Origin of the sequence: Micromonospora sp. NPDC049374 (assembly GCF_040677165.1) — a bacterium.
In the GTDB taxonomy this organism is placed as follows: domain Bacteria; phylum Actinomycetota; class Actinomycetes; order Mycobacteriales; family Micromonosporaceae; genus Micromonospora.
Map to the genome: position 1 here is coordinate 183,406 of NZ_JBFAQH010000004.1, position 23,252 is coordinate 206,657.

The 23,252-nt window shown below is 72.8% G+C and carries 26 protein-coding genes; 22 read left to right on the forward strand and 4 right to left on the reverse strand.

Annotated features, from left to right (window positions below):
• Positions 1-12: 12 nt before the first annotated feature.
• Entirely contained in the window at positions 13-348 is a 336-nt protein-coding gene (locus AB0J93_RS09190; RefSeq protein WP_363919813.1) for a hypothetical protein, read from the reverse strand.
• Between the two features lie 99 nt (positions 349-447).
• Here AB0J93_RS09190 and AB0J93_RS09195 point away from each other — a divergent pair, with 99 nt between their 5' ends.
• Positions 448-1,098 (forward strand): hypothetical protein, encoded by a 651-nt coding sequence (locus AB0J93_RS09195; protein ID WP_363919815.1) that lies wholly within the window; start codon positions 448-450, stop codon positions 1,096-1,098.
• Here AB0J93_RS09195 and AB0J93_RS09200 read toward each other — a convergent pair.
• Positions 1,078-2,283 carry an MFS transporter gene (locus tag AB0J93_RS09200; protein ID WP_363920239.1) on the reverse strand — a complete coding sequence of 402 codons (1,206 nt, stop codon included), beginning with the start codon at positions 2,281-2,283 and terminating at the stop codon, positions 1,078-1,080. The genes AB0J93_RS09195 and AB0J93_RS09200 overlap by 21 nt on opposite strands.
• Positions 2,284-2,498: 215 nt before the next feature.
• On the opposite strand from AB0J93_RS09200, the gene AB0J93_RS09205 reads away from it, so the two are divergent.
• Positions 2,499-3,482: a LacI family DNA-binding transcriptional regulator gene (locus AB0J93_RS09205; RefSeq protein WP_363919817.1), complete on the forward strand. Its 984-nt coding sequence runs from the start codon at positions 2,499-2,501 to the stop codon at positions 3,480-3,482.
• Between the two features lie 4 nt (positions 3,483-3,486).
• On the opposite strand, the gene AB0J93_RS09210 is transcribed toward AB0J93_RS09205, so the two are convergent.
• The gene (locus tag AB0J93_RS09210) at positions 3,487-4,128 is read right to left on the reverse strand and encodes a TetR/AcrR family transcriptional regulator (protein WP_363919819.1); all 642 of its coding nucleotides are present in this window, start codon (positions 4,126-4,128) and stop codon (positions 3,487-3,489) included.
• Between the two features lie 67 nt (positions 4,129-4,195).
• Here AB0J93_RS09210 and AB0J93_RS09215 point away from each other — a divergent pair, with 67 nt between their 5' ends.
• The 17 genes from AB0J93_RS09215 (at position 4,196) to AB0J93_RS09295 (ending at position 19,985) form a co-directional block, all read left to right on the forward strand.
• The gene (locus AB0J93_RS09215; protein ID WP_363919821.1) at positions 4,196-5,353 is read left to right on the forward strand and encodes an FAD-dependent oxidoreductase; all 1,158 of its coding nucleotides are present in this window, start codon (positions 4,196-4,198) and stop codon (positions 5,351-5,353) included.
• Positions 5,354-5,532: 179 nt separating this feature from the next.
• Complete coding sequence (locus AB0J93_RS09220; protein WP_363919823.1) at positions 5,533-6,339, forward strand: DUF3153 domain-containing protein; 807 nt, start codon at positions 5,533-5,535, stop codon at positions 6,337-6,339.
• An 82-nt stretch (positions 6,340-6,421) separates the two neighbouring features.
• Entirely contained in the window at positions 6,422-6,757 is a 336-nt protein-coding gene (locus AB0J93_RS09225; RefSeq protein WP_164450182.1) for a hypothetical protein, read from the forward strand.
• Positions 6,758-6,769: 12 nt separating this feature from the next.
• The gene (locus tag AB0J93_RS09230; protein ID WP_363919825.1) at positions 6,770-7,378 is read left to right on the forward strand and encodes a glycine zipper family protein; all 609 of its coding nucleotides are present in this window, start codon (positions 6,770-6,772) and stop codon (positions 7,376-7,378) included.
• Positions 7,375-8,067 carry a carboxypeptidase regulatory-like domain-containing protein gene (locus AB0J93_RS09235; protein ID WP_363919827.1) on the forward strand — a complete coding sequence of 231 codons (693 nt, stop codon included), beginning with the start codon at positions 7,375-7,377 and terminating at the stop codon, positions 8,065-8,067. The genes AB0J93_RS09230 and AB0J93_RS09235 overlap by 4 nt, the downstream gene beginning before the upstream one ends.
• A gap of 30 nt (positions 8,068-8,097) precedes the next feature.
• Positions 8,098-9,339 (forward strand): phage tail sheath subtilisin-like domain-containing protein, encoded by a 1,242-nt coding sequence (locus AB0J93_RS09240; protein ID WP_363919829.1) that lies wholly within the window; start codon positions 8,098-8,100, stop codon positions 9,337-9,339.
• 1 nt (position 9,340) lies between these two features.
• Positions 9,341-9,820: a phage tail protein gene (locus tag AB0J93_RS09245; protein WP_093402636.1), complete on the forward strand. Its 480-nt coding sequence runs from the start codon at positions 9,341-9,343 to the stop codon at positions 9,818-9,820.
• A gap of 856 nt (positions 9,821-10,676) precedes the next feature.
• Entirely contained in the window at positions 10,677-11,333 is a 657-nt protein-coding gene (locus AB0J93_RS09250) for a hypothetical protein (RefSeq protein WP_363919832.1), read from the forward strand.
• Entirely contained in the window at positions 11,333-12,094 is a 762-nt protein-coding gene (locus AB0J93_RS09255; RefSeq protein WP_363919834.1) for a hypothetical protein, read from the forward strand. Before AB0J93_RS09250 ends, AB0J93_RS09255 begins: the two co-directional genes overlap by 1 nt.
• Positions 12,091-13,686, forward strand: a complete 1,596-nt coding sequence (locus AB0J93_RS09260; protein ID WP_363919836.1) for a phage baseplate assembly protein V — start codon at positions 12,091-12,093, stop codon at positions 13,684-13,686. The genes AB0J93_RS09255 and AB0J93_RS09260 overlap by 4 nt, the downstream gene beginning before the upstream one ends.
• The gene (locus tag AB0J93_RS09265; protein WP_363919838.1) at positions 13,686-14,024 is read left to right on the forward strand and encodes a hypothetical protein; all 339 of its coding nucleotides are present in this window, start codon (positions 13,686-13,688) and stop codon (positions 14,022-14,024) included. Before AB0J93_RS09260 ends, AB0J93_RS09265 begins: the two co-directional genes overlap by 1 nt.
• On the forward strand, positions 14,021-14,488 hold the full coding sequence (locus tag AB0J93_RS09270; protein WP_363919840.1) for a GPW/gp25 family protein: 468 nt from the start codon (positions 14,021-14,023) through the stop codon (positions 14,486-14,488). Before AB0J93_RS09265 ends, AB0J93_RS09270 begins: the two co-directional genes overlap by 4 nt.
• Complete coding sequence (locus AB0J93_RS09275) at positions 14,485-17,082, forward strand: putative baseplate assembly protein (RefSeq protein WP_363919842.1); 2,598 nt, start codon at positions 14,485-14,487, stop codon at positions 17,080-17,082. The genes AB0J93_RS09270 and AB0J93_RS09275 overlap by 4 nt, the downstream gene beginning before the upstream one ends.
• Positions 17,063-17,668, forward strand: a complete 606-nt coding sequence (locus AB0J93_RS09280; RefSeq protein WP_363919844.1) for a phage tail protein — start codon at positions 17,063-17,065, stop codon at positions 17,666-17,668. Before AB0J93_RS09275 ends, AB0J93_RS09280 begins: the two co-directional genes overlap by 20 nt.
• A complete protein-coding gene (locus tag AB0J93_RS09285) occupies positions 17,665-18,588 on the forward strand; it encodes a hypothetical protein (RefSeq protein WP_363919846.1) in 924 nt (307 codons plus the stop codon). The genes AB0J93_RS09280 and AB0J93_RS09285 overlap by 4 nt, the downstream gene beginning before the upstream one ends.
• 156 nt (positions 18,589-18,744) lie before the next feature.
• Entirely contained in the window at positions 18,745-19,200 is a 456-nt protein-coding gene (locus AB0J93_RS09290; RefSeq protein WP_363919848.1) for a hypothetical protein, read from the forward strand.
• A gap of 14 nt (positions 19,201-19,214) precedes the next feature.
• Positions 19,215-19,985: a hypothetical protein gene (locus tag AB0J93_RS09295; RefSeq protein ID WP_363919850.1), complete on the forward strand. Its 771-nt coding sequence runs from the start codon at positions 19,215-19,217 to the stop codon at positions 19,983-19,985.
• 30 nt (positions 19,986-20,015) lie between these two features.
• Here AB0J93_RS09295 and AB0J93_RS09300 read toward each other — a convergent pair whose 3' ends face one another.
• A complete protein-coding gene (locus AB0J93_RS09300) occupies positions 20,016-20,627 on the reverse strand; it encodes a TetR/AcrR family transcriptional regulator (RefSeq protein WP_363919852.1) in 612 nt (203 codons plus the stop codon).
• Between the two features lie 91 nt (positions 20,628-20,718).
• On the opposite strand from AB0J93_RS09300, the gene AB0J93_RS09305 reads away from it, so the two are divergent.
• The 3 genes from AB0J93_RS09305 to yidC all read left to right on the forward strand — a co-directional run bounded on the left by AB0J93_RS09305 (position 20,719) and on the right by yidC (position 23,167).
• On the forward strand, positions 20,719-21,765 hold the full coding sequence (locus AB0J93_RS09305; RefSeq protein ID WP_363919854.1) for an aldo/keto reductase: 1,047 nt from the start codon (positions 20,719-20,721) through the stop codon (positions 21,763-21,765).
• A gap of 91 nt (positions 21,766-21,856) precedes the next feature.
• Positions 21,857-22,141, forward strand: a complete 285-nt coding sequence (locus AB0J93_RS09310) for a DUF6412 domain-containing protein (protein ID WP_363919856.1) — start codon at positions 21,857-21,859, stop codon at positions 22,139-22,141.
• 96 nt (positions 22,142-22,237) lie between these two features.
• The gene (gene yidC / locus AB0J93_RS09315; RefSeq protein WP_363919858.1) at positions 22,238-23,167 is read left to right on the forward strand and encodes a membrane protein insertase YidC; all 930 of its coding nucleotides are present in this window, start codon (positions 22,238-22,240) and stop codon (positions 23,165-23,167) included.
• Positions 23,168-23,252: the final 85 nt, after the last annotated feature.

The window sequence follows — 23,252 nt, forward strand, 5'->3', positions numbered from 1 at the left end:
AATCCGGTCGGCTCAGCGGGCGCGACGCTCCGGATGGGCCCGGTTCCAGGCGCGCATCCGGTCCGGGTATCCGACCTTGTTGGCCTCGTAGAGCGGGATGGCGTGTTTGCGGGCCAGGGCTCCGGCCGCGCGCGGCGTGCCGGTGCGGCGGCGGATCCACTCGCCGTCGTGGGCGATGGCCATCACGGTGGTGTCGGTGGCGGTGGTCTCCGGCTCCAGGTAGAACTCCACCCCCTGCCGGCTGGTGGCGAACTGCTCCAGCGCGGCGAGGTCCTCGGGGGTGGCCTCGCGGTCGAGTTTCGTCGGGGTGCCCTGCGCGGCTCGTGACCGCCGGCTGAACCAGCCCATGCCCGGCTCCTCTCCTCGGCGTGACTCCCAGTGCAGCACCGTCACCTGGCAGATGCCTGTGAGCCGGGTGAGAATCCCCCGTCGCGGTAGGCTGCCTCGATGATCCACTTCGCGGTGCGGGAGAACGCCGCCTGGTGTGACCTGGTCTGCGCTACTCACGGCCGGCCCGGCTCACTGGACACCGATGCCTGGTCGGTGTCGCGCCGTTCGCCGCCGCTCTACCCGGACGCGGTGACCCTGCGGCCCGGCCTCGACGCGGGCCTGTTGCGGCGGATCGACGCCGGACCGGGGGCGTCGGTCAAGGACAGCTACGCCGACCTGGACCTCGCCGGGCACGGCTTCGACGTGCTGTTCGAGGCGCAGTGGCTGCACCGGCCACCCGGCAGTCCGGTGGGACACGAGGCCCTGGTGCCGGTCACCACGGCCGGTGACCTGAAGGCGTGGGCCCACGCCCACGGTGGCGGGTCGGTCTTCCGTCCCGACCTGCTGACCGACCCCCGGGTACGGATCCTCGGCCTGGCGGACGGCCACGGCGGCTGGTCCGGCGGAGCGGTGTTGCACGACGCCGGTGAGGTGGTCGGCGTCAGCAACGTCTTCACCCGCGACGCCGCGCCGGAGCAGGTGTGGGCCGGAGTGTGCGCGGCCGGGGCGGGTCGGCACCTCGTCGGCTACGAACAGGATGCCGACCTGGCGACGGCACGACGACACGGCTTCCGGACCATCGGCCCGCTACGCGTCTGGCTGCGCTGAGCCCGCCCGCGCCGGCGCCCCCGTGCCGCCGGCTGCGGGCGGGCGGGCCGCCGGGACCAACAGGAGGGTCGGCAGCAGCAGCAGCGGTACGACAAGCAGCGCCCGCAACGTGCCCACCTGATCACCGAGCAGGCCCAGCAACGGCGGCCCGGCCAGGAACGCCGTGTAGCCGATCACCGCGACCACACTGACCCGTACGTGTGCGTGCTCCTCCTCGTCGGCGGCGGCGCTCATCCCCACCGGGAAGCCGAGCGAGGCACCGATTCCCCACAACGCGACGCCGAACACCGCGATCGGACCGGAACCGGCAAGCACCGCCAGACCGGCGCCGACGACGGCCAGCAGGATGGTCGTGGTCAGCACCGGTCCCCGCCCCCAGCGATCCAGCGCCACCGTGCCGACGGTGCGGCCCAGTGTCATACCGACCACGAAGACGCCGAACACCGCCGCGCCAGCCGCCTCACTGAAGCCGTAGCCGTCGATGAAGGCGACCGCGAGCCAGTCGTTGGCGCTTCCCTCGGCGAACGCCGCCGCCAGCACCAGCAGGCCGATGAGCAGGGTGCGCGGCTCCCGCCAGGCGGCCAGCAGCCGACTGCGACGCCCGGCCGGGGTGCCGGCCGGCTCCGGCTCGGCCGGCAGGAACGCGCGCGCGCCGAGCAGGGTGCCGCCGAGCACCACCGCGGCCAGCACGCCGAGGTGCACGGCGACCGGGACGCCCAGGCGGGCGGCCCCCGCGCCGACGCCCGCCCCGGCCACCGAGCCAAGGCTCCAGGCAGCGTGGAAGCGCGGCATCACCGTCCAGCCGAGCCGCCGTTCGACCGCCGCGCCCTCGGTGTTCATCGCGACGTCGCAACTGCCCGAGCCGTAGCCGAGCGCGAACAGGCCCACCGCCACCCCGGGCAGCCATCCGGCCACACCGGCCGAGATCCCGGCGATGGTCAGCCCGAGCGCGACGAGCAGGGTGGACGCCGCCACCGCTCGGGCGGCACCGAGGCGCTGGGTGACCAGGCCGGCGGTGGGCATGGCGAGGATCGCCCCGACCGACATGGCGAGCAGCAGCAGGCCGAGCCGGCCCGGGGTGAGGCCGAGTCCGTCGCGGATCGCCGGCACCCGGGCGAACCAGGTGGCGACGGCCAGTCCGTTGAGCGCGAACACGACCGCCACACCGTTACGGGCGGCCAGCACGGCGCGGGACGGGCCGGGGCTGGTCGGCGGGGTGGCAGGGGTGGTGACGACGGGGTCCACGTACGTTCCGGTCCTCTCCTCGGACAGTACGACGATCACACACCTGGGAGCGCTACCAGCACAATCCATCTCCGGTCCTTACCAGTGGCCGTCGGGCACGGCATGATGCTGGTGGGCGCCCCAGGCGGGCGGGAACAACAACGGGGAGAAAGCTCATGACGACGGCAGCGCGCCGCCCGGCCACCCTCGACGACGTGGCCCGGGCCGCCGGGGTGTCCCGTTCCACGGCGTCCCGGGTCCTCGCCGGCAACGGCTTCGCGTCACCGACCGCCCGCGAGCGGGTACGCACCGCAGTGAATCTGCTCGGCTACGTGCCGAATCCGGCGGCCCGGGCCCTGGTGCACGGTTCCGGCGTACGGCTGCTGATCGCGGTGGCGGGCACCAGCCCGGCGGTCCTCGACGACCCCTACGTCGACCAGGCGGTCGCCGCGGTGGCCCGGGCCTGCACGCCGCACGGTCTGGGTGTGGCGGTGCAGTGGGTGCCGTTGGGGGCGCCGGAGCGGTTGACCCAGTTGACCGAGGACCGGGGCGTGGCCGGCCTGGTCCTGCTGAACACGACCCCGGCGCTGCTGGATCTGGTGCCGCGCCGGCTGCGCGGCCGGGCCGTGTCGATCGGGATCGGTTCGGCCACGGTGCCGTCGGTGGACATCGACAACGGCGGCGGCACCGCGGCGATCGTCCGTCACCTGTACGACGCCGGCCGCCGACGGATCGCCATGGTCACCGGTCCCCGCTGGCTGGCCTGCGCCAACCGCTCCGTGCGGGCGTACCGGAGGCTGCTGTACGACGCCGGTCTGCCGGCCCGGGAGGTGGTCGGTGACTTCAGTGCGGCCCGGGGGTACGCAGCCGCTCGGGAGGTGCTGCGACGCTGGCCGGACACCGACGCGATCGTCGGGATCAGCGACGCGACCGCGCTCGGGGTGATCGGTCGGCTGCGGGCCGACGGCATCCGGGTGCCCGAGGACGTCGCGGTGACCGGATTCGACGACATCCCACTGGCCGCGACGGTGGCGTTGACCACCGCCAGTCACCCGGTACGGCAGATCATCACCGCGGCGGCGACCATGGTGCTGGAGCAGCGCGCGGCACCGGAGACGACCGTCTTTCCGTCGGCGTTGGTGCTACGGGCCAGCGCCTGAGCCGTCAGCCGGTCTCCTCCCGGTCGACCAGGGCGCGCAGCAGGTCACGTACCGCCTCGGCGAGATCGGCGCGGCTGGCCGGGGTGCCGGGTGGCGGCGCGCTGAGCGCTCCGGCACCGACGAGTCGATCGAACAGCAGGCCGTCGACGAAGGCGACGAACCGGTGTCCCCGGCGGCGGGGGTCCGGGGCGCCGGCGCGGGCGAGCAGGTCCTCGGCCTGGGCCCGCAGCACGGCGCCGTGTTCCAGGATTCCCCGAAGCTGCGGCCGATGCACCGCTTCCAGCAGGCAGGCGTACCGGGCCAGGGTGCGCGCCCGAGCGGCGGTCAGCCAGTGGTCGAGCACCCCGGCGATACCGGCGGCGAGCCGGTCGAGGTCGGCCGGGGACAGCGACGGCCCCGCCGGCACCGACGGCGTCCCGGTGGGTAGTTCGTGACCGGCGAGGTCGGCGCGGTCCAGGTCGGCGAGACGCTGCACCACCGCCTCGATCAGCGCCTGCCGGGTACGCAGGTACGCCGAAGTGGTTCCCGCGGGCATCCCGGCCCGAGCGTCCACCGCGCGATGGGTCAGCCCTCGCATGCCGCTCTCGGCGATCAGCGCGATGGCGGCGTCGGCCAGTACCGCCACCCGCTTCGCCCGCCCGCTCAACCTGCTCCCCCATCTCTGCTTCTACGGATGTAGTATGCACTTCTACAGGCGTAGAAGGGCGGTCGCCGTGACGGAGAGACATGCGGTCGTGGCCGGGGCGGGAATCGGCGGGCTGGCCGCCGCCCTCGCCCTGCATCGGCGGGGTTGGCGGGTCACCGTGTTGGAGCGCGCCCCCGAGCCGCGTGAGGTCGGCGCGGGCATCACCCTGATGGCGAACGCGGTACGCGGGCTGGACGCACTCGGCCTCGGCACCGAGGTACGCCGGCTGGGGCGCGACGGCGCCACCGGCGGGCTACGCACCTGGGACGGGCGCTGGCTGTCCCGGGTGGACGCCGCCGAACTGCAACGGGTGCTCGGCACTACTGCCCTCGGCGTACACCGGGGCGCGCTGCACCGGGCGCTGCGCGAGGCGCTGCCGGCCGAGGCACTGCGGACCGGCTGCACGGTGCGGCACGCCGACCCGGCCAGCGGCACGGTTCGCTACCAGCGTGACGGTGAGCCGGCCGAGGTGTCCGCCGACCTGGTGGTCGGCGCCGACGGGTTGCGCAGCACGCTGCGTACCCGGCTCTGGCCGGAGAGCCCGCCACCGGCGTACGCCGGCTCCACCGCCTGGCGTGCGGCGATCACCTTCGACGAGCCGGTCCCCGCAGCGGTCAGCTGGGGACCGGGCAGCGAGTTCGGCACCGTCCCGCTCGGCGACGGGCAGGTCTACTGGTACGGGGCCGTCACCGCCCCGCCCGGCGGGCACGCCGCCGACGAGCTGGCCGAGGTGCGGGAACGCTTCGGTCACTGGCACGACCCGGTACCGGCGCTGCTCGCCGCCACCCGACCCGACGACGTGCTGCGCAACGACCTGTACCACATGGCCACGCCGCTACCCCGGTACGTGCGCGGCCGGGTCGCCCTGCTCGGCGACGCGGCACACGCCATGACCCCGCATCTGGGGCAGGGCGCCTGCCAGGCGATCGAGGACGCGGTCACCCTGGGCGCGCTCGCCGGTCCGGCGGTCGACGTTCCGGCGGCGCTGCACGCGTACGACCGGCTGCGCCGACCCCGCAGCCAGGCCATCGCCCGCGCGGCCTCCCGCACCGCCCGGTTCGGACAGGAACTGCGACATCCGGCGGCCATCGCGGTACGCAACGCGATGCTGCGCCTGACGCCGAGCCGGACGGCGCTGCGGGGCATGGCCCGACACGCCGACTGGCATCCACCACGGCCCGCCTGACGCCGGAGCCGACGCGATCCGACCGGCGCCGAGTGCTTCATTGCGGCCAACCCTTCAGAATATCGATTTTCCGGGTTCGCGACCTCGGCCGAATGTGACGGGGTCCCGGTAAGATCGGCGACTTGCATGTGACTGATCGCTGACTGATGACTCGGACGGCGAGAGCACACACTGAGCCCATGAATTCGGGGCTCAGGCGCTTCAGGGCACTCCGCGGCGCGGTGTGTCTCGTGCTGGTGGCGGCCCTTTCCGGCTGTATGCAACTCAATGCCGGGCTGACCGTCAACGCCGACGACACGGTCAGCGGCCAACTTCTGCTCACGGCCGAGCGGAACGTCCTGACCTTGAACAACAGGCCGGTCGAGGCGGGCTTCGCCGAGTTGCGGCAGAACATACCGGCGCTACCCGCCGGCCCGGAGACCCGATACGAGGACGCCACCCACTTCGGATCTCTGATCAACTACCGAAACGTGCCGCTGCACCAATTCGACAGCGAAAGTCTGAGCATCGTCCGCACCGACGACCGGTACGTGTTCACCCTTCCGTTGGACCCGAAGAAGTACGGCGGAAAAGTGGCCGAGCAGGACCCCAAGAATCAAGAACGATTCATGTTGTTGATGTCGTTCGAGATCGCCGTGACCTTTCCCGGCCGCGTCCTGGACGCCAGCACCGGCGGTCAGGTCAACGACCGGACGGTCACCTGGCGGGTCAAGCCCAACGAGCAGAAGCCCGCCGAACTGCGCGCCGTCGCCGAGGCACCGCCGCGACCGTCTCCGGCGGCCGGCGCGGACTCCAGCGGCGGGTTCCCATGGCTGCTGATCGTCGCCGGCGCCGTGGTACTGCTGCTCGTCGCGGTGCTGGTCGCGTTCCTGCTCCGCCGCTCCCGCACCGGCGGTTCGCCGCCCGAGAGCGCCACACCCCCGGTCGGCGGATCCACACCGGTGACGCCGGCCACCACGAATCCCGGCCCGCCGGACGCCGGCTGACGACCGGCATGCCGCCGCCCACCGAGGACGGCGGCTCACCCACACCCCACCCGCAGTACGCAACACCGAAGGGGGATCGGCAATGAACGATCTCTTCACCTGGGCGGCTCTGGGCAGCCTCACCGGCGCCAGTGCCGCGACGCTGCTCACCACAAACGTCATCGGCGGACTCATCGGCCCGAGCGCCGACAAGGCCCGCAAGTGGATTGCGCTGGGCATCGCGCTCGCGCTGTCGTACCTCACCGCGGCCTTCGCCACCGACGCGGGCGCCGAGAAGTGGATCATCGCGTTCTTCAACGGCCTGGTCATCTTCTCCGCCGCGCTCGGCATCAACCAGCTGCCCCCCGGCAACCGGCAGGCGACGCCGATCCAACTGGCACAGGGCAACGAGCCCCGGTTCATCCGCTCCTGGGCCTGAGGGGAGCCGGACATGGTCTTCGGAATCCTCAGCGCCGCCGTTCACGTCGCGGCGGGCGCCGTACTCGGGCAACTCGTCGGCGGTGGCGTGGGGCTGCTCATCGGCGCGGGCATCGGCCTGCTCGTCGGCGCGGTCTTCGGCTGGGCGGTCGCCGCGGCCGAGGTCTACGCGGCCAGCCCGCGCGGTGTGTTCCTCTTCGTCGTCGACCACACCTGGAGCCTGCTGAACACCCTCGTCGGTGCGATGTACCTGGCCCTGCACCTGGTGTTCGGTCACTCGCTGGACCGCGTCACCTCCCGGCACAGCTGCCGGGTCAACGTGGTCGAGGGGGTCTCCCCCCGCTACGCCACCACGCTCGGCACGGTCTGCGCCGGCTCCGGTCCCGGCATCCAGCGACACGAGGACGTGCACATCTTCCAGGCCCGACTGCTCGGCCCGCTGTACATCCCGCTGGTCCTGGCCAACTACGTGCTGTTCACCATCGCGCCGATCTGGCTGCTGTACCACGACCACACGGGCGCACCGATCAACCGCTTCACCCGGTACTTCGAGATCGGCGTCTACCCGCACGTGTGGAACGAGGCCATCGCGTACCGGATCCAGGGGACGCCGCCGCGATGACCGACGACGGTCCGATCTGCACGGCCACCGCGGAGTTGGTGGCGTGGCTGGCCGGGGCGGTGGGTGACACCGTCCCGGTCGGCCCGCCCCGACCCGACGCCGACCCGAGCCGGTTGACGCTGTGGCCGCTGGAGATCCGGCCCGCCCGACAGACCCGGGGCAGCGGCAGCGGCCCTGAACCGTACCGGTTCACGGTCCGCTACCTGCTGGCCGCCGGCGGCCCGGAGGCCCTGGCCGTGCTGGACCGGGCGCTCGTCGCGGCCACCGGCACGGACGGGCGCACGCTGGTGCTGGAGGCCGGCGATCCGACCCTTTGGGCTGCCTTCGGTGCGCCGCCCCGGCCGGCGTTGCTCATCGACGTCCCGGTTCAGGTCACCCATCCGACCCGGCCAGCCGCACCGGTCCTGCGACCGCTGCGGCTGCGGCAGCTCGAGATGTTGACCTTCGATGGGCGCGTCGTCGGCCCGGCCGACCAGCCCCTCGCGGCGATGCGGGTCGAGGTCGTCGGCCAGCCGTACGCGACGCGAACCGACCCGGCGGGCCGCTTCCGGGTCGTCGGCGTGCCCCACGACCCGGACCGGCCGGCACCGGTCCGACTCCGGCTCACCGGCCGGGGGCAGGTGCTCACCGCCGAGGTCGACCCGACCGAACCCGACATCGTCATCGTCTGCGCGCCGCCGACTTCCTGATCCGCCGACCCGACCTGCACGGGAGGACCGATGCCCACCTACTTCTCGCCCGGCATCTACGTCGAGGAGGTGCCCAGTGGTGCCCGGCCGATCGGACCGGTCGGCACCAGCACGGCGGCCTTCGTCGGCGTCGCACCGGACCGCACCGCCCATCTCGGCGAAGCCCTCGCGGTGAACAACTGGACGGACTTCCTCCGCCTGTACGCCGACGGCGACCAGTTGGAGAGCACGCCGCTGGCCCGGGCCGTGTTCGGTTTCCTGGACAACGGTGGCACCCGCTGCTGGGTGGTAAACGTCGGCGAGGGCGGCGCCATCTCCGGCACCGGCCGCAAACGCGCCGGCCTGGACCTGCTGGAGGCGGTCGACGAGGTCTCCATCCTGGCCGCGCCCGGCTTCCACGACCCGGTCTCCCACGAGGCGCTGCTGAGCATGGCCGAACGCACCCGCACCATGGTCGCCATCTGCGACCCGGCACCCGACATCGACGACATCTCCACCCTCACCCGGGTCGCCACGCCCGGTTCGGGCCGCCCGGCGAAGCCGAGCGACACCAGCGACCCGGACGCCCCCGCCGGATCGGGCAGCGGTGGCGGGGGTGGGCCGGTGGCGCACCGCCCCCGGCAGTCCGACTTCGGCGCCCTCTACTACCCGTGGCTGCGGGTCCGCGACCCGCTCAGCGGCGAACTGGTGCTCACCCCGCCGAGCGGGCACGTCGCGGGCATCTGGGCCCGCACCGACGCTTTGCGCGGGGTGCACAAGGCACCGGCCAACGAGCCGGTCCGGGGCGCGGTCGACCTGGGCCACCTGGTCACCCGGGCCGAGCACGACGTGCTCAACCCCCGGGGCGTCAACGTCATCCGGTACTTCCCCGGCGAAGGCATCCGGGTCTGGGGTGCCCGTACCCTCGCCGCCGAGGCCAGCGAGTGGCGTTACCTCAACGTCCGGCGGCTCTCCATCGCCATCGAGCAGGCCATCGCCAACGGCACCCGCTGGATGGTGTTCGAGCCGAACGACTACACACTGTGGCGGTCCATCCGTCGGGACATCGGTGCCTTCCTCACCCGGGTGTGGCGTGACGGGGCGCTGCTGGGACGCACTCCCGAGGAGGCGTTCTTCGTCAAGTGCGACGAGGAGACCAACCCGGCCGACGTCCGCGACGCGGGGATGGTGGTCGCCCACATCGGCATCGCCGTGGTCAAGCCCGCGGAGTTCGTGGTGTTCAAGCTGAGCCAATGGGCCGGCGGCACCGAGACCGAGACGATTGGAGGCTGACATGCCGACCACGGCCACTCCGCAGCCGGGCACCCCGGTCGACCCGTACCGGGCCTACAACTTCAAGCTGCTGGTCAACGGGGTGACCAACGGCCATTTCACCGAGGTCAGCGGGCTGGAGGTGAACATACCGGCGGTGCCGTACCGGGAGCAGGGCAACGACCGGATCCGGATGGTCCCGGGCCAGGTGGAGTACGGGCCGGTCACCCTGCACTTCGGCCTCACCGCGTCGCGGGAGCTGTGGGACTGGGTGCACGCGGTGGCCCGGGGCACGGTCAGCCGCCGCAACGTCTCGGTGGTGCTGCTCGACGCCGCCGGCACGGCGGAGGTGCTGCGCTGGAACCTGATCAACGCGTGGCCGACCAACTGGCGGGGTGCACACCTGAACACGCTCGGTCAGGAGATCGCCATCGCGGCGCTGACGCTGCGCTACGAGAGCCTGGAACTGGAGGCCGGTGGTGCCGCGCCGACGCCCGCGTAGCTGGCTGGCCGATCGCCTCCGGTCGGCGGCGGCTGCCGTGGATCGCCTCGCCGGTGTGGTCGACTCCCCCGCCCCGGCGCTGCCGGCCGGCCCGCCCGCGAGGTCGGGCGGGGCGTCGGGCACGGTCGATCGTGCCGTCGCAGCCACCCTCGACGAGCGCGACGGTCGACCCCGGCGACCGGGGCAGCCACCCGAGCACTGGCTGCGGGTGGTCACCGCGCACGCCCCCGGCCTGCTCCGGGACCTGGCCCCCGACCCGCCTCCGGACGCCGCGTCCGCGCCGGCCGGGCGGTACCACCACGGGCCGGACCCTTACGAACCGGACGGCGACGGCCGGACGGACGCCCGCACCACCGACCCGGCAGGCCGGGGTGGTGCGGACGGCGCGGGGCATCGACCCGTGACGGCGGTCGACGCAGCCGTTCGGTACGCCCACCGACCCGGCGCGACGGCAGGTCGGGGACCGGCCGCCGACGCGGACCCGCGGCCGGCGGAGCACTCCCCGACGGCCGGGCCGGCACCGGCCACCCACTCCCTCACGTCCTTTGCTCTGCTTCACCCCACGCACCACTCGGCGTCCGGTATCCGGACATCGGCCGGTGCGCCGGTTGAAGCAGAGCAAAGGGACCGCAGTGGAAGGTTCCGGCCCGCTCCGGCGACGGCCGCGCAGGGCGGGCCGGGCAGGGCCGGCGGACCAGTTGGACCAGGCGGATCGGATGGATCGGGCGGATCGGGCCGGCCGGGTGGTGTCCGCCGGTGGTGGAGCCGAAGGGCGGTCCGGGCAGTCGGCGCGGCGGGGGCGGACGCTCACGACGGGGCCGCAGCCCAGACGCCGAGTCACCAGCCGGCGGAGCCGGTGTGGAGGGACCAGGGCACGACCGGCGCCCGGTTCCGCATCGGTGCGGAGCGGCCCCGCGCCGCTCCGGCAGCGGCGGGGTCGCCGCTGCCGGACGCCCCGACCCCCCGGCACACCGGTCCGGCGAACCCGGACATCGCTTCGGCGAGCCCGCCCACCGACGCATCGGGCTCGCCGACCGACGCGGCGGGCCGGCTCACCGGCTCGGCAGGCCGCCAGCCCACCGACGTGGCCGGCCCGCAACCGGCCGGGCCGCCGCCGAGCAACTCCGAGGCGCGCCCGGCCGGAGCCGTCCCGGGGCACCGCGCGGTGCTCCGGCTGGTTTCCGGGCACCAGCGGATGGCCGACCCCCGCCTGCCAGGCGGGGACGGCTGGGCAGGACGCCCGGTCCGGCCCGGCGACGGACGCTGGTTCCCCGACGGAGCCGCCACCGGCGACGGACGCTGGCCCGGCAGTGGGCTTCCCACCGGCGACGGACGCTGGCCGGTGGGCGCGGACGTCCGCTGGCCGGAGCTGGAGTCGTCGCGCGGTGGACGTACCGGGCCCGACCCGTGGCCGCCCCTTCCCGACGACCGGGCACTGTGGTCGGCGCCCGGACCGGCCGACGGCAGCGAGCACCGGACGCGTCGGCTCGACGGGGAACAGGCAGGTGGCTGATGCAACGGGTGGCCTTCCTCATCGACACCGGCGAACGGATCGACTGTCTGCTCAACCCGGAGACCGTGCAGGTGACCCGCCTCGCCGGGGTGCGTCAGCGGGGTGGCTCCGACGGCCAGCTCACCGGCGCCGGGCTGGCCGACGACCCGTTGCTCTTCACCGGCGGTGGCCGCACCGAACTCGTGCTGGACCTGCTCTTCGACATCGACTTCGCCGAGGGGCAGGTCCGTCCCACCGACGTGCGGGCGCTCACCCGACCACTCTGGATGCTGGCCGAGAACTCGGCGGTGGAACACGGCTGGCTGCGGCCGCCGCTGGTGCGGATGGTCTGGGGCAAGACCTGGAACGTGCCCGGTGTGATCGTCGCAGTGGCGGAACGCTTCGACGCGTTCACCGCCACCGGCTCCCCGCGCCGCTCCTGGCTGCGGCTCAAGCTGGTCCGGGTGGCGGAGGACGCCCGCCACGCCGAGGAGGGCTTCGCCGAGGAACTGTCCGCCGCGCAGACCCCCACCGTCGCCCCGGGCACGGCCGTGGTGGCCGCCGGCGACGGCACCGCCGCCGCCGACACCTCGGGCGTACGCTTCGATCTGCTCGCCCACGACGCGCTGGGCTCGCCCCTGCGTTGGCGGCTGCTGGCCGAGCACAACCGGATCACCGACCCGCTGGCCGTGCCCGCCGGCACCGCTCTCGCCGTACCGCCGCTGCCCGGCACCGGACCGGCAACGGCAGCATCGGCCACCTCTCCCGGGACCGGGTCGTGACCGCCGCCGCGCCCCGGGCGCTCACCGTGCTGCTCGACGGCAGATCGCTGCCCGACACGGTGGCCGGCCGGGTCATCTCGGTACGGGTCGCCGCCCGCCTGAACCGGCCCACCCAGTGCGAGGTGGCGCTGCGTACCAGCCCCGGCACCGCCGCACTGACCGGGCCGGTGCACGTCGGCGCGAGCCTGGACGTCCGCCTCGACGGGCACCCCGAGGCGCTGTTCACCGGAGAGGTCACCGCCGTCGAGGTCGAGTACGCCGCCGACGGCACGGCCACGCTGCGGGTGCGCGGGTACGACCTGCTGCACCGGCTGCGCAAGCGGCAACGGATCCGGGTCTTCGAGTCGGTCACCGCCGCCGCGTTGGCCACGGAACTCTGCGCCGACCTCGGCCTGCGCGTCGAGGCGGAGGTCGACGGCCCCCACCTGGACCGGCTGCCGCACCACCGGCCCAGCGACCTGGACCTGCTCGTCGAGGTGGCCGGACGGGCCGGGCTGCACCTGATCCTCGACGGTGACGTGCTGCGACTGGTCACCCTGGACGGCCACGGCGAAACGATCCCCTTGAAGCTGGGCGGCGACGTGCACGGCCTACGGTTGTCCGTAAACGCCGACAGCGCTGCCGGGGAGAGCGCGGTGCTGGGCTGGCATCCGCAGCGGGCCGAACCCATCGCCCAGAGCGTCGACACCGCCCGCTGCGGGCGTCACACCCCGGCGGACCCCGATCCGGCCGATGTCGGCGCGGACGGCACCCGTACCGCCCTGGACCAGCCGGGGCGCAGCGACGACGAGATCGCCGCGCTGGCCCAGGCCCGGCTCGACACCCGGGCCGCCGCCCTGGTCACCGCCGACGGAACGGCCGACGGTGACCCCGCGCTGCGGCCCGGCCGTCGGATCCAGCTGACCGGGGTGGCCGAGCCGGTGGCCGGCACGTACGTGTTGACGGAGGTGGTGCACACCGTCGACGCGAACGGTCACCTGAGCCGTTTCTCCACCCTGCCGCCACCGGCGCCGCGCACCGGATCGCCGGCACCGGCGGTGGTCACCCTCGGCATCGTCACCGACGTGACCGACCCGGACGGTCTGGGCCGGGTACGGGTGGAGCTGCCCGCGTACGGCGGGACGGACGCCGGCTGGCTGGCGGTGCTGTGTCCGGGAGCGGGCCGGGGCAAGGGGCTTGTCGCGTTGCCCGATCCGCAGGACAGCGTGCTGGTGGCGCTGCCCGGTGGTGAGCCGGCCTCCGGCGTGGTGCTCGGCTCGCTGTTCGGCACCGTCGAGCCGTACGACACCGGGATCGACGACGGACGGGCCCGGCGCTGGTCGCTGCGTACCGCCGGTGGCCAGCAGGTGGTGGTCGACGACGTGGCGCGCAGCCTGCGACTGAGCACCGACGCCGGCAGTTGGCTGGAACTGACGCCGCAGCTGGCCACCCTGCACGCCGCGACCGATCTGGTGCTGTCCGCGCCGGGTCGGGCGATGGTCGTCCGGGCCCGCAGCGTCGACTTCCTGCACGCCGAGACCGTCGAGGACCCGGAGACGGCGGCCGAGCGGGCCCGGGTGCTCGCCCGCGCCCACCACGAAGGAGGCAGCTGATGCGCTGGATCCACCGCGACTCGGTGATCAGGTGCAGCCACGACGGCCGGGTCCGCAACCGGGCGTCCCAGGGATGGGTCACGGTGGCCGGCGTCCCGGTGCTGGTGGCCGACGATCCGAAGGGCCGGGAGGTCGTCGCCTGCCCGAACTACGGTGCCACGGTCAAGCCGTGCACCGGCACCGAGGCGGTGCGGGCCGGCTACAGCGACTGGATACGCGTCGACGGCCAGCGGATCGTGCTGTCGCACCTGTCCGGGTTCACCAACGGCAGTCCACCCGGCCAGTTCACCTACCGGGTACGCGATCCCCGGCAGCGTTTCGTGGGGGCCGACAGGTGAGGGCGATCCGGTTCGTCGGTGCCGGCTTCGACCCCGGTCAGGGCGGTGGGCTCGGGTTGACCGCGGCCGGCGGCCTGGCGATGACCGACGGCGACGAGACGGTACGCCAGGCGCTGTTCCTGCTGCTGTCCACCACACCGGGCGAGCGGCTGATGCGACCCGGGTACGGCTCACGCCTGCACCGACTGGTCTTCGCGCCGAACGACGACACCACCGCCGGGTTGGCCATCCACTACGTCCGCGCGGCCATCGCGCGCTGGGAGCGCCGGGTCGACGTGCTCGACGTCGACGCCGGACCGGATCCCGACGACCCGTGGCGTCTGGTGATCCGGCTGGACTACCGGATCCGGGCCAGCCTCACCCCCGGCCAGCTGGTCTTCTCGGTCGATCTGCTGCCCGCCGACGACGACCCGCCCGCCGGGCCGACCACCGGTTCCGACGCCGACATCGAGGAGGCACGATGACGCTGCCCGTGCCGCACCTGGACGATCGGACCTTCCTCGAACTGGTCACCGAGGCCCGGGACCGGATCCGGCAGTCCTGTCCGGAGTGGACCGACCTGTCCGCGCACGACCCCGGTGTCGCGCTGCTGGAGGCGTTCGCGCATCTCACCGAGGTGATGATCTACCGGCTGAACCAGTTGCCGGAGAAGGCGTACGTCTCCTTCCTCAACCTGCTCGGGGTGACCCGCCACCCACCGACGGCGGCCTGGGCGGATGTCCGGTTCACCCGTACCGGCCCGGACGAGGCCCCGCTGCGGATCCCCGCCGGCACCCGGGTGGCCGCCGCCCGGGGTGCCGACCCACGGCCGGTGGTCTTCGTCACCTGCGAGCCGGCGCTGCTCGCCGCCGGGCAGCGCGAGGTGACCGTCCGGATGCACCACTGCGAGCCGGTGGAGGCGGAGTTGCTCGGTGTCGGCACCGGGCAGCCGGGGCAGGTGCTGCGCGCCGGACGCGCGCCCCTGGCGCGGACCGCCGAACCGCTGGACCTGCTGCTCGGTGTCGAGGTGCCGGCCGGCTCGGTGGAGCTGGGCGCCGCGGCTCGGGAACACGACGGGCGCACCTTCGAGATCTGGCGGGCGGTGGACAGCTTCGCCGGCCTCGGCCCGCAGGACAAGGCGTACCTGGTGGACCGGTGCTCGGGCACGGTGACCTTCGCCCCGGCACTGGATCTGCGGGCCGTCGACGGCGGGACGCTGACCTTCGGCGACGGCGCGATCGCGGCGGTGCCACCGGCCGGGCGGCAGGTTCGGCTCTGGTACCGCGCGGGCGGCGGACCGGCCGGCAACGTGGCCGCCGGCACCCTGACCAGCCTGCGTGACCCGCTGCCGGGGGTGAAGGTGGTCAATCCCCTGCCGGCGGCCGGTGGCCGGGAACTGGAGGCCATGGAGTCGGTGCTGCTGCGCGGGCCGTACGCCTTCTTCGCCCAGCAACGCGCGGTCACCGCCCGGGACTTCGAGGTGCTGGCCACCGCCGCCGGCGGGGTGAGCCGGGCCCGCGCCTTCACCCGGGCCGCCGTGTACAGCTTCGCGCGCCCCGGTGAGGTGGAGGTGGTGCTGGTGCCGTACGTGCCGGACGAGGCGCGGCCCGGCGGTCGACTGCCGGTGGCGGTGCTCCGCGACCACGAGGTGGAGGAGGTCCGGTTGCGGGTCGAGGCGGACCTGGAGCGCCGCCGTTCGCTGGGTACCACCTGCCGGGCCACCTGGGCGCGGTACAAGGCGGTGTCGATCCGGGCCCGGGTGGTGGTCCGCCGGGAGGAGGACGTCGACGCGGTACGCCGACGCATCCACGACCGCCTGCACCAGACGCTCAGCCCGCTGCCGACCACGCTCAACCCGACCGGCTGGGCGTTCGGCGAACCGCTGCGGGCGTCCAACGTGTACCGCCTGCTGGAGCACGCCGAGCCCGGGGTGCGCTACGTCGAGTCGGTGCGGTTCGAGGTCGACGAGGCACCGGACAGCCAGGTGCGCACCCTGGCGGCCGACCAGTACCAGCCCCGCACCTGGTACGCCGGTAGCGGGGCGGTGCTGTTCCGCTCCACAAACGCGGGGGCCGGTTGGGAGCCGGCGGGACGCTTCGACGGGGAGACCGTGCAGCGGGTGGTGCCGGCGCCCGCGCCGGTGCGACCCGGCATCGTGCCCCGGGCCGGTTCGGTGGCGGTGGCGACCGTACGCACCGGCGGCGGGTCCCGGGTACACCTGAGCACCGATCTGGGTGAGACCTGGTCGCTGCTGGCCGACCTGGACTCGCGGGTCGGCGACCTGGCCTGGATCGATCGGGACGGTGCGGGAGCACTGCTGGTCGCCACCGACACCGGCCTGTACGAGGTTTCCCTGCTGCCGGGTGCGGTGCCGTTGCAGATCCTGGTCGATCCGGCCGACGCGGACCGGGGCTTCTACGCGGTGCGGGCGTTCGTCTCCGAGCGCGGCGCGGCCGGGGTGGCGGTGGCCGCCCAGGCCGGTTTCGGGGTGTACCTGTCCAACAACGCCGGCCGACCCGGCAGCTTCAGCCACATCGGTCTGGCCAACGTCGACAACCGGGTCCTCGCCGTGCAGTACGACGGGCCGGCCACCCTGCTGTGGAGCGGTACCGGTGAACCGGATCCGAAGAAACCCGGCCAGGGCTGCTTCCGCGCCCGACTGTTCGAATCCGACGTGAAATGGCAGGCGCTGTCGGCGGGCTGGCTCGGGGGCACCTGCCGGGACCTCACCTTCAGCGGTTCCCTCGCGCTGGCCGCGACGCAGAGTGGCGGGGTGCTCCGGCTGGACACCCTCGCCGCGCAGCCGCAGTGGACGGCGGTGTCGGTGAACTGCGGGCTGCCGTTGCGCGACCGGACCCGGTTCATGCCGGTGGACGCGGTCGCCGCCACCGGCGCGGCGGAACGCCTGGTGCTGGCCGGCGGGGAACGCGGCGTGCACCGCAGCGATGACGCGGTGGAATGGTCGGCCAGTGCCAACCAGTCCACCGCCGACGTGGTGACCGTCCCGGACACCTGGCTGCTCTGCTCCGGCGAGCACGACATCGAGGTGGTGCGGCAGGATGCGACGAGCGGCCATTGAGCGGCTGCTGCCCGCGGCCTACCAGCGGGCAGCCGTGCCGGGCAGCGTGCTGTGGGCGCTGCTCGACGTGATGGAGGCGTTGCACGCCCCGGACGAGGCGGTGCTGGCCGAGGTCGACGCGCTCTTCGCGCCGTACCGGGCACCGGCCCCGATGGTGGCGTACCTGGCCCGGTGGGTGGCGATGGACCACCTGGTCACCGCGCCCCGGCGGGACGTTCCCCTGCCGCTGTCACTGAATCGGCTGCGCGATCTGGTGGCGCACGGCGCCGCGCTGGCCGCCTGGCGGGGCACCCCGGAGGGTCTGCGTACCGCCCTGGAACTGGCCACCGGGGTCACCGGGTTCGTCCTCGACGAGCCGGCCGAACGACCGTTTCACCTGGTCGTCCGGGTGCCCCCGGACGCCGCCGACCAGTTGGCCCTGATCGACCGGATCGTGGCGGCGGAGAAGCCGGCCGCCGTCACCGCCGAGATCACGGTCGAGGATGTGCCGTCCGAACGGGCGGTCGGCCGGGCCAGCGTGCCGTCGCCCACTGTCGCTCCGCCCGCTCCCGCCTCCCCCGTTTCCGCTCCCGAGGAGCCGTCATGACCACCGAATGGACAGTCGTCGCCGCCGCCGAGCAGTTCACCCTGGACGCCCGCAACGCCGGTGAGCTGACCTTCACCGTCTCCAACCCGGGCGTCGCACCGGACACCGTGGTGTTCGACGTGGCACCCGGCGAGGGCACCCAACGATCGTGGTTCACCGTCACCGAGCCCCAACGGGTGGTACCGGGCCAGGGTTCGGTGTCGTTCCTGGTCCGCCTGGCCGTGCCGGCGGGCACGCCGCCGCGACGCTACGACATGACCGGGTTCGCGTACTCGGCGAACACGGCACCTGAGGAGAGTTCCCGCTCCAGCGGCCGGGTCACCTACGAGGTACGCGCGGTGGCGCCGCCGAAGCGTACGCCCTGGCCCTGGATCGCCGCGGCGGCGGCGTTGGTGCTTGTGGTCTCGGCGGTGGTGGTGTTCCTGGTGGCCCGCGACGACGAGCCGCCACCGCAGGCGCAGGTGGTGACCGTCGAGGCGGAGACCCTGGTGACCGGGGCCCGGGTCGATTCACCATCGGGTTCTGGGGCCACCGTTCAGGTGCAGCAGAACTGTTGCGAGGTGACCTGGTCGCAGGATGCTCAGCTGTTCTTCCTCGGCCGCGCGGTAAACGACCGGGTGACCGTGACGGTGGAGCTGCCCGCCGAGGCGACCTGGCAGTTCTCCGCCGTGCTGACCACCTCGTTCGACTACGCCAACACGGTCTTCCTGATCGACGGCCGGCAGGTCGGCGACCCGTTCATCGCGTTCACCCCGAAGGTGCAGGTCACCGACTGGGTCGACGTGGGTCGGGTACGGCTCGGCCCCGGGACGCATGAGATCACCCTGGTCGCGATCGGCAAGACGCAGAGCACTAACCGCTACTTCGCCGGCATCGACCTGCTCCGGTTCACCGAGGTCGCGCCGGAGGACCGGCGATGAGCGAGCGGCAGCGAGCGAATCATCAACTCGGCGCGGCGGTGCCTCATGACGGCACGCAGCGAAGCGAAGTGCCGACATGAGCGAGCGGCAGCGAGCGAATCATCAACTCAGCGCGGCGGTGCCTCATGACGGCACGCAGCGAAGCGAAGTGCCGACATGAGCGAGCAGCAGAAGGCGCTGCTGGCGGCGCTGGGCGTACTGCTTGTGGTGCTGTTCGCGGTGGCGGTGGGCGCGGGCAGCGACGACCGGGGCGACCCGGCGGCCCGGCACCCGCTTGTCGACCTGCTGGGTCGGGCCGGCGGTGGGCGGAGCGCCGTCGATCCGGCCGGCGTGGACGCGGACTGTGCCGAGGCCACCGGCCGGTTGGTGATCAACGGCCGCTGTGAGCTGCGCATCGCCGACCCGGGCGGGCTGCGCACCCTGATCCTGCGCAGCCCGCAGGCGTTCGGCGTGCGGGCCACGGCCCCGGGCGACGCCGACTTCACGGTCACTGACGAGGTGGATCCCGCCGCCGACGGCAGCGGCGCCGTGGCCCGCGTCGCCGTCGACCGGGCCACCACGGTGCTGGTGAGTTGTCCGGCCGGGTGCCTCGTCACGATCGCGCAGGACTGAGGCGGGAGGTCGGCATGGGTGCGCTGCGCAAGCCGTTCCTGCTGCTGGCGATGCTGGCGCTGGTGCTGGCGGTCGGCGTGGAGGTGGGCGCCGGGCTGCTGCTGGGCGGCGGTGACGCCGGCGCGGAGTTGGCCGGCAGCGCCACCGACCTCGGTGTGGAGGTCGGCGACGTAAGGGAGGTCAGCGAACCATCCGGCCGTGGTACGGGCTATCTGGCGCTGATCGACGCGGCGGCGCTCTGGACGACCGGGCTGTTCTGCCTGGGCCTGGTGCTGCCGGACCGGCTGCACGGCCGGATCCAGGGCGTCGCCACGCTGATCTTCTCCATCGTCCTGATCATCGTGGCCCTGCTGGCGCTGGTGCTCGCGTTCGTCGAGCTGACGATCATGGTGTCGTTGTTCCTGGCCCCACCGTTCGGCACGCTGGCCTACCTGGCGTTGTGGGGGTTCTTCCCGGTCGGTGACGCCACGGTGCTGCTCGGGCTGGTGCTGCTGCTCAAGCTCGCCTGGGCGGGGCTGCTGATCCTGGCCCAACCGAAGTTCCTGCAGAACAAGGGCCTGGTCCTGCTGATCCTGACCAGCCTGCTCTGCACGGTGCTGCTGGAGTTCCTGCACCATCTGGTGCCGGTGATCCTGGTGAGCATCCTCGACTCCGTGGGCGCCCTCGTCTTCGCGATCATCGCTGTCGTCTGGGCGCTGGTGCTGCTGATCGGCGCGATCCCGGCGATCGTCAAAGCGGTGCGGGCCACGGCCGCGCTTCGCGCCGAACCGGACCCGCACGGCTGAGAGACTGGCCTGACGGGATGAGCTGTGTCGTCAGTTGGAACCGCTGGTGGGCGTGTAGACGCCGGCGTGGGCGGCTGCCGCTGCCGCTGCGGCGGCCCGGTCCGCCGTGGCCTCGTCGACGGGTTCTCCGGTGACCAGCAAGCGGTAGTAGAGCGGTGCCGAGACGGCGCGGATGACCTCGGCCGCGTCCGTGCCCTGAGGCAGTTCCGCCCGCCGCACGGCCTGCTCCACGCAGGGGGTCCACTCGGCGATACGGACGGCGTAGAAGCGGTGCAGCGCCTCGGCGGCACGGGGGTCGCAGGTCGCGGCGACGATGACCGCCCGGAACAGCGCACCCTGACGCGGGTCGACCAGGGTGCGCTGCACGAGCCGGGCATTGGCACGCAGGTCCTCGATCAGCGATCCGGTGTCGGCTCGCGGTAGCGACTGCTCCGCCATGTCCGTCAGCAGGTCGGCGACGAGGCCGGCGACCGTGCCCCAGCGGCGGTAGACCGTTGTCTTGCCCACCTCGGCGCGGCGGGCCACGTCGGCGAGGTCGAGACGATCGAAGCCGTGCTCGACGAGCGCGTCACCGGCAGCTCGGAGCACGGCCGCGCGGACCCGGGCGGTCCGCCCTCCGGGTCGAGTCGCGCCGACGGCCATAACGGGTCTCCAGTTCCCTTAACTGCGGTTGGCTGCTAGCGTAGCCGACGCACTAACGAAACCACAGTTCCCTTAGTGGAAGGCTTTCATCGTGGAGTACCGACGACTCGGGGCATCCGGACTCACCGTGCCCGCCCTCAGCTTCGGCACCGGCACCTTCGGCGGGTCCGGCCCACTCTTCGGCGCCTGGGGCAACACGGACGCCCGGGAGGCGAGACGCCTCGTGGACATCTGCATCGAGGCCGGGATAACCATGTTCGACACTGCGGACGTGTACTCCGACGGCGCGTCCGAGGAGGTGCTGGGGCAGGCGATCAAAGATCGACGCGACGCCGTCTTGATCTCGACCAAGAGCGGCCTGCCGACCGGTGACGGGCCGAACGACGCGGGAACCTCACGGGCCCGGCTCATCCGATCGGTCGACCTGGCGCTACGCCGACTCGGCACCGACTACATCGACCTGTTCCAGCTACATGCCTTCGACGCCGCGACGCCCGTCGAAGAAGTCTTGGCGACCCTTGACGACCTGGTACGGGACGGAAAAATCCGTTACCTCGGCGTCTCCAACTTCGCCGGCTGGCAGCTCATGAAATCCCTTGCCGCAGCCGACCGGGACCATCGCCGCCGCTACGTGGCACATCAGGTCTACTACTCACTCGTTGGTCGGGACTACGAGTGGGAACTGCTGCCCCTGGGCCTCGACCAAGGCGTCGGAGCCGTGGTGTGGAGCCCGCTCGGCTGGGGACGACTCACCGGCAAGATCCGCCGCGACACACCGCCACCGGCCACGAGCCGGCTCCACGCGACCGCCACCTTCGGCCCACCGGTCGACGACGAGCACCTGTTCCGCGTCGTGGACGTCCTCGACGAACTGTCCCGCGAGACCGGCCGGGCAGTGCCGCAGATCGCGATCAACTGGCTACTACGACGGCCCACGGTAGCCAGCGTCATCATCGGCGCCCGCAACGAGGCGCAACTGCGGCAGACCATCGACGCTGCCGGTTGGTCACTCACGCCGGAACAGACAGCCCGGCTCGACACCGCAAGCAGCCGCACCGCGCCCTACCCGTACTTCCCGTATCACCGACAAGAAGCCTTCGCCAGGCTCAACCCTTCGCCGATCCCGACCACCCCCTGAACGAAGGCCCCGGCCTCCGTCTCGCCGACCGGAAGCGGCGGCACGACCGGCTGGACACCCGCGTTTGCTTACGCCAGATATGGTTGCCCTTGTGATCGGGCTCGGCGTGCTCTGGCACCTCGTCGGTGTGTTGGCCGACGTCGGTGCGTCCAGCATGCTCTCCGGCACGGCGGCGGTGACCGGGGTGCTGCTGACCGCCCTGCTCGCCGCCGCGGTGCTGCTCACCGGGGCGACGGCCGACTCCGACCAACGGATCACCCGTCGGATGCTGCGTGAACGCTCCGGTCGTACGGGCGTACCCCGCCACCGCGATCCGGACGCCGCCGGCCGGGCCCGCCCCAGAGCTCCCACCGTCGCGACCCTCGCGGTCGCCTGAGCCTGCTCACGTCACTCATCTCTGCCGCTCGTCGGCGACCGCTGGTGATCGTTCCTGCGCACATCAGTCGTAGTCGCTTTGTCGAGGGGTGTTCCCATGTCCATGATCTACCACGCCATCTCCGAGATCCTGTTGTTCTGGCACAGCACCTGGCAGCGGCTGCTCGGCGACGCGTCCGCGTTGGGCACCGACTGGTCCTGGGTGCTGGGCATCGTTTTCCTGGTGCTCACCGTCCGGATCATCCTGTTCCCGGTCTTCGTCAAGCAGATCCGGTCGCAGCGGGCGACGCAGGCGTTGCAGCCGAGGATCGCCGAACTGCGGGCCCGGCACCGCGACGACCGGGAGACCTTGCAGAAGGAACTCGTCGAGCTGTACCGGGTGGAGAAGGCCAATCCGCTGATGGGCTGTCTGCCGATGGTGGTGGTGCAGATCCCGGTGTTCCTCGGCCTGCTGCACGTGCTGCGTCATCTCAAGCCCACGATGCCCGAACATCTGAAGACCTTGTACGGCTGGTCGGTCACCCAGTTCGACAGCGCCTCGTCGGCCACGCTGTTCGGCGCACCGATCGCGGGTACCTTCGGCTCCACCGGGCAGGATCTGGCCCTGCTCGGCGCCGACGCCGCCACGGTCCGGATCGTGGCCGCCGTGCTGATCGCGACGATGGTCGCCACGACCTACCTGTCCAGCCGGCAACTGATCCTGCGCAGCGGCTGGGCCGCGGACCCGCAGCAGCGGCTGGTGCAGCGGCTGATGCTCTACGGCATCCCCGCCTCGCTGCTCGTCTCCGGACTGATCTTCCCGATCGGCGTGATCATCTACTGGGTGACCACGAACCTCTTCTCACTCGGCCAGCAGACCTGGATGCTGCGCCGGTACCCGCCGCCGGCCAGTGGTGCCACCGGCTCGGACGCGCCTACCGGCACACCGAAGGCCGTCCCGAACCGCACCGGCGTCGAGCCTGGGCGGGCAACCACACCGAAGGTCGGGGCTAAGCCGACCAACCGCCGCCGGAGGCGCACCACCTGAGCCGCGCCGCCGGGGTGCGATCCAGGGCAGTTCCCGACGACGGGACTGCCCTGGATCGCCCGACCGGCCACCGTCGCGGCGATGG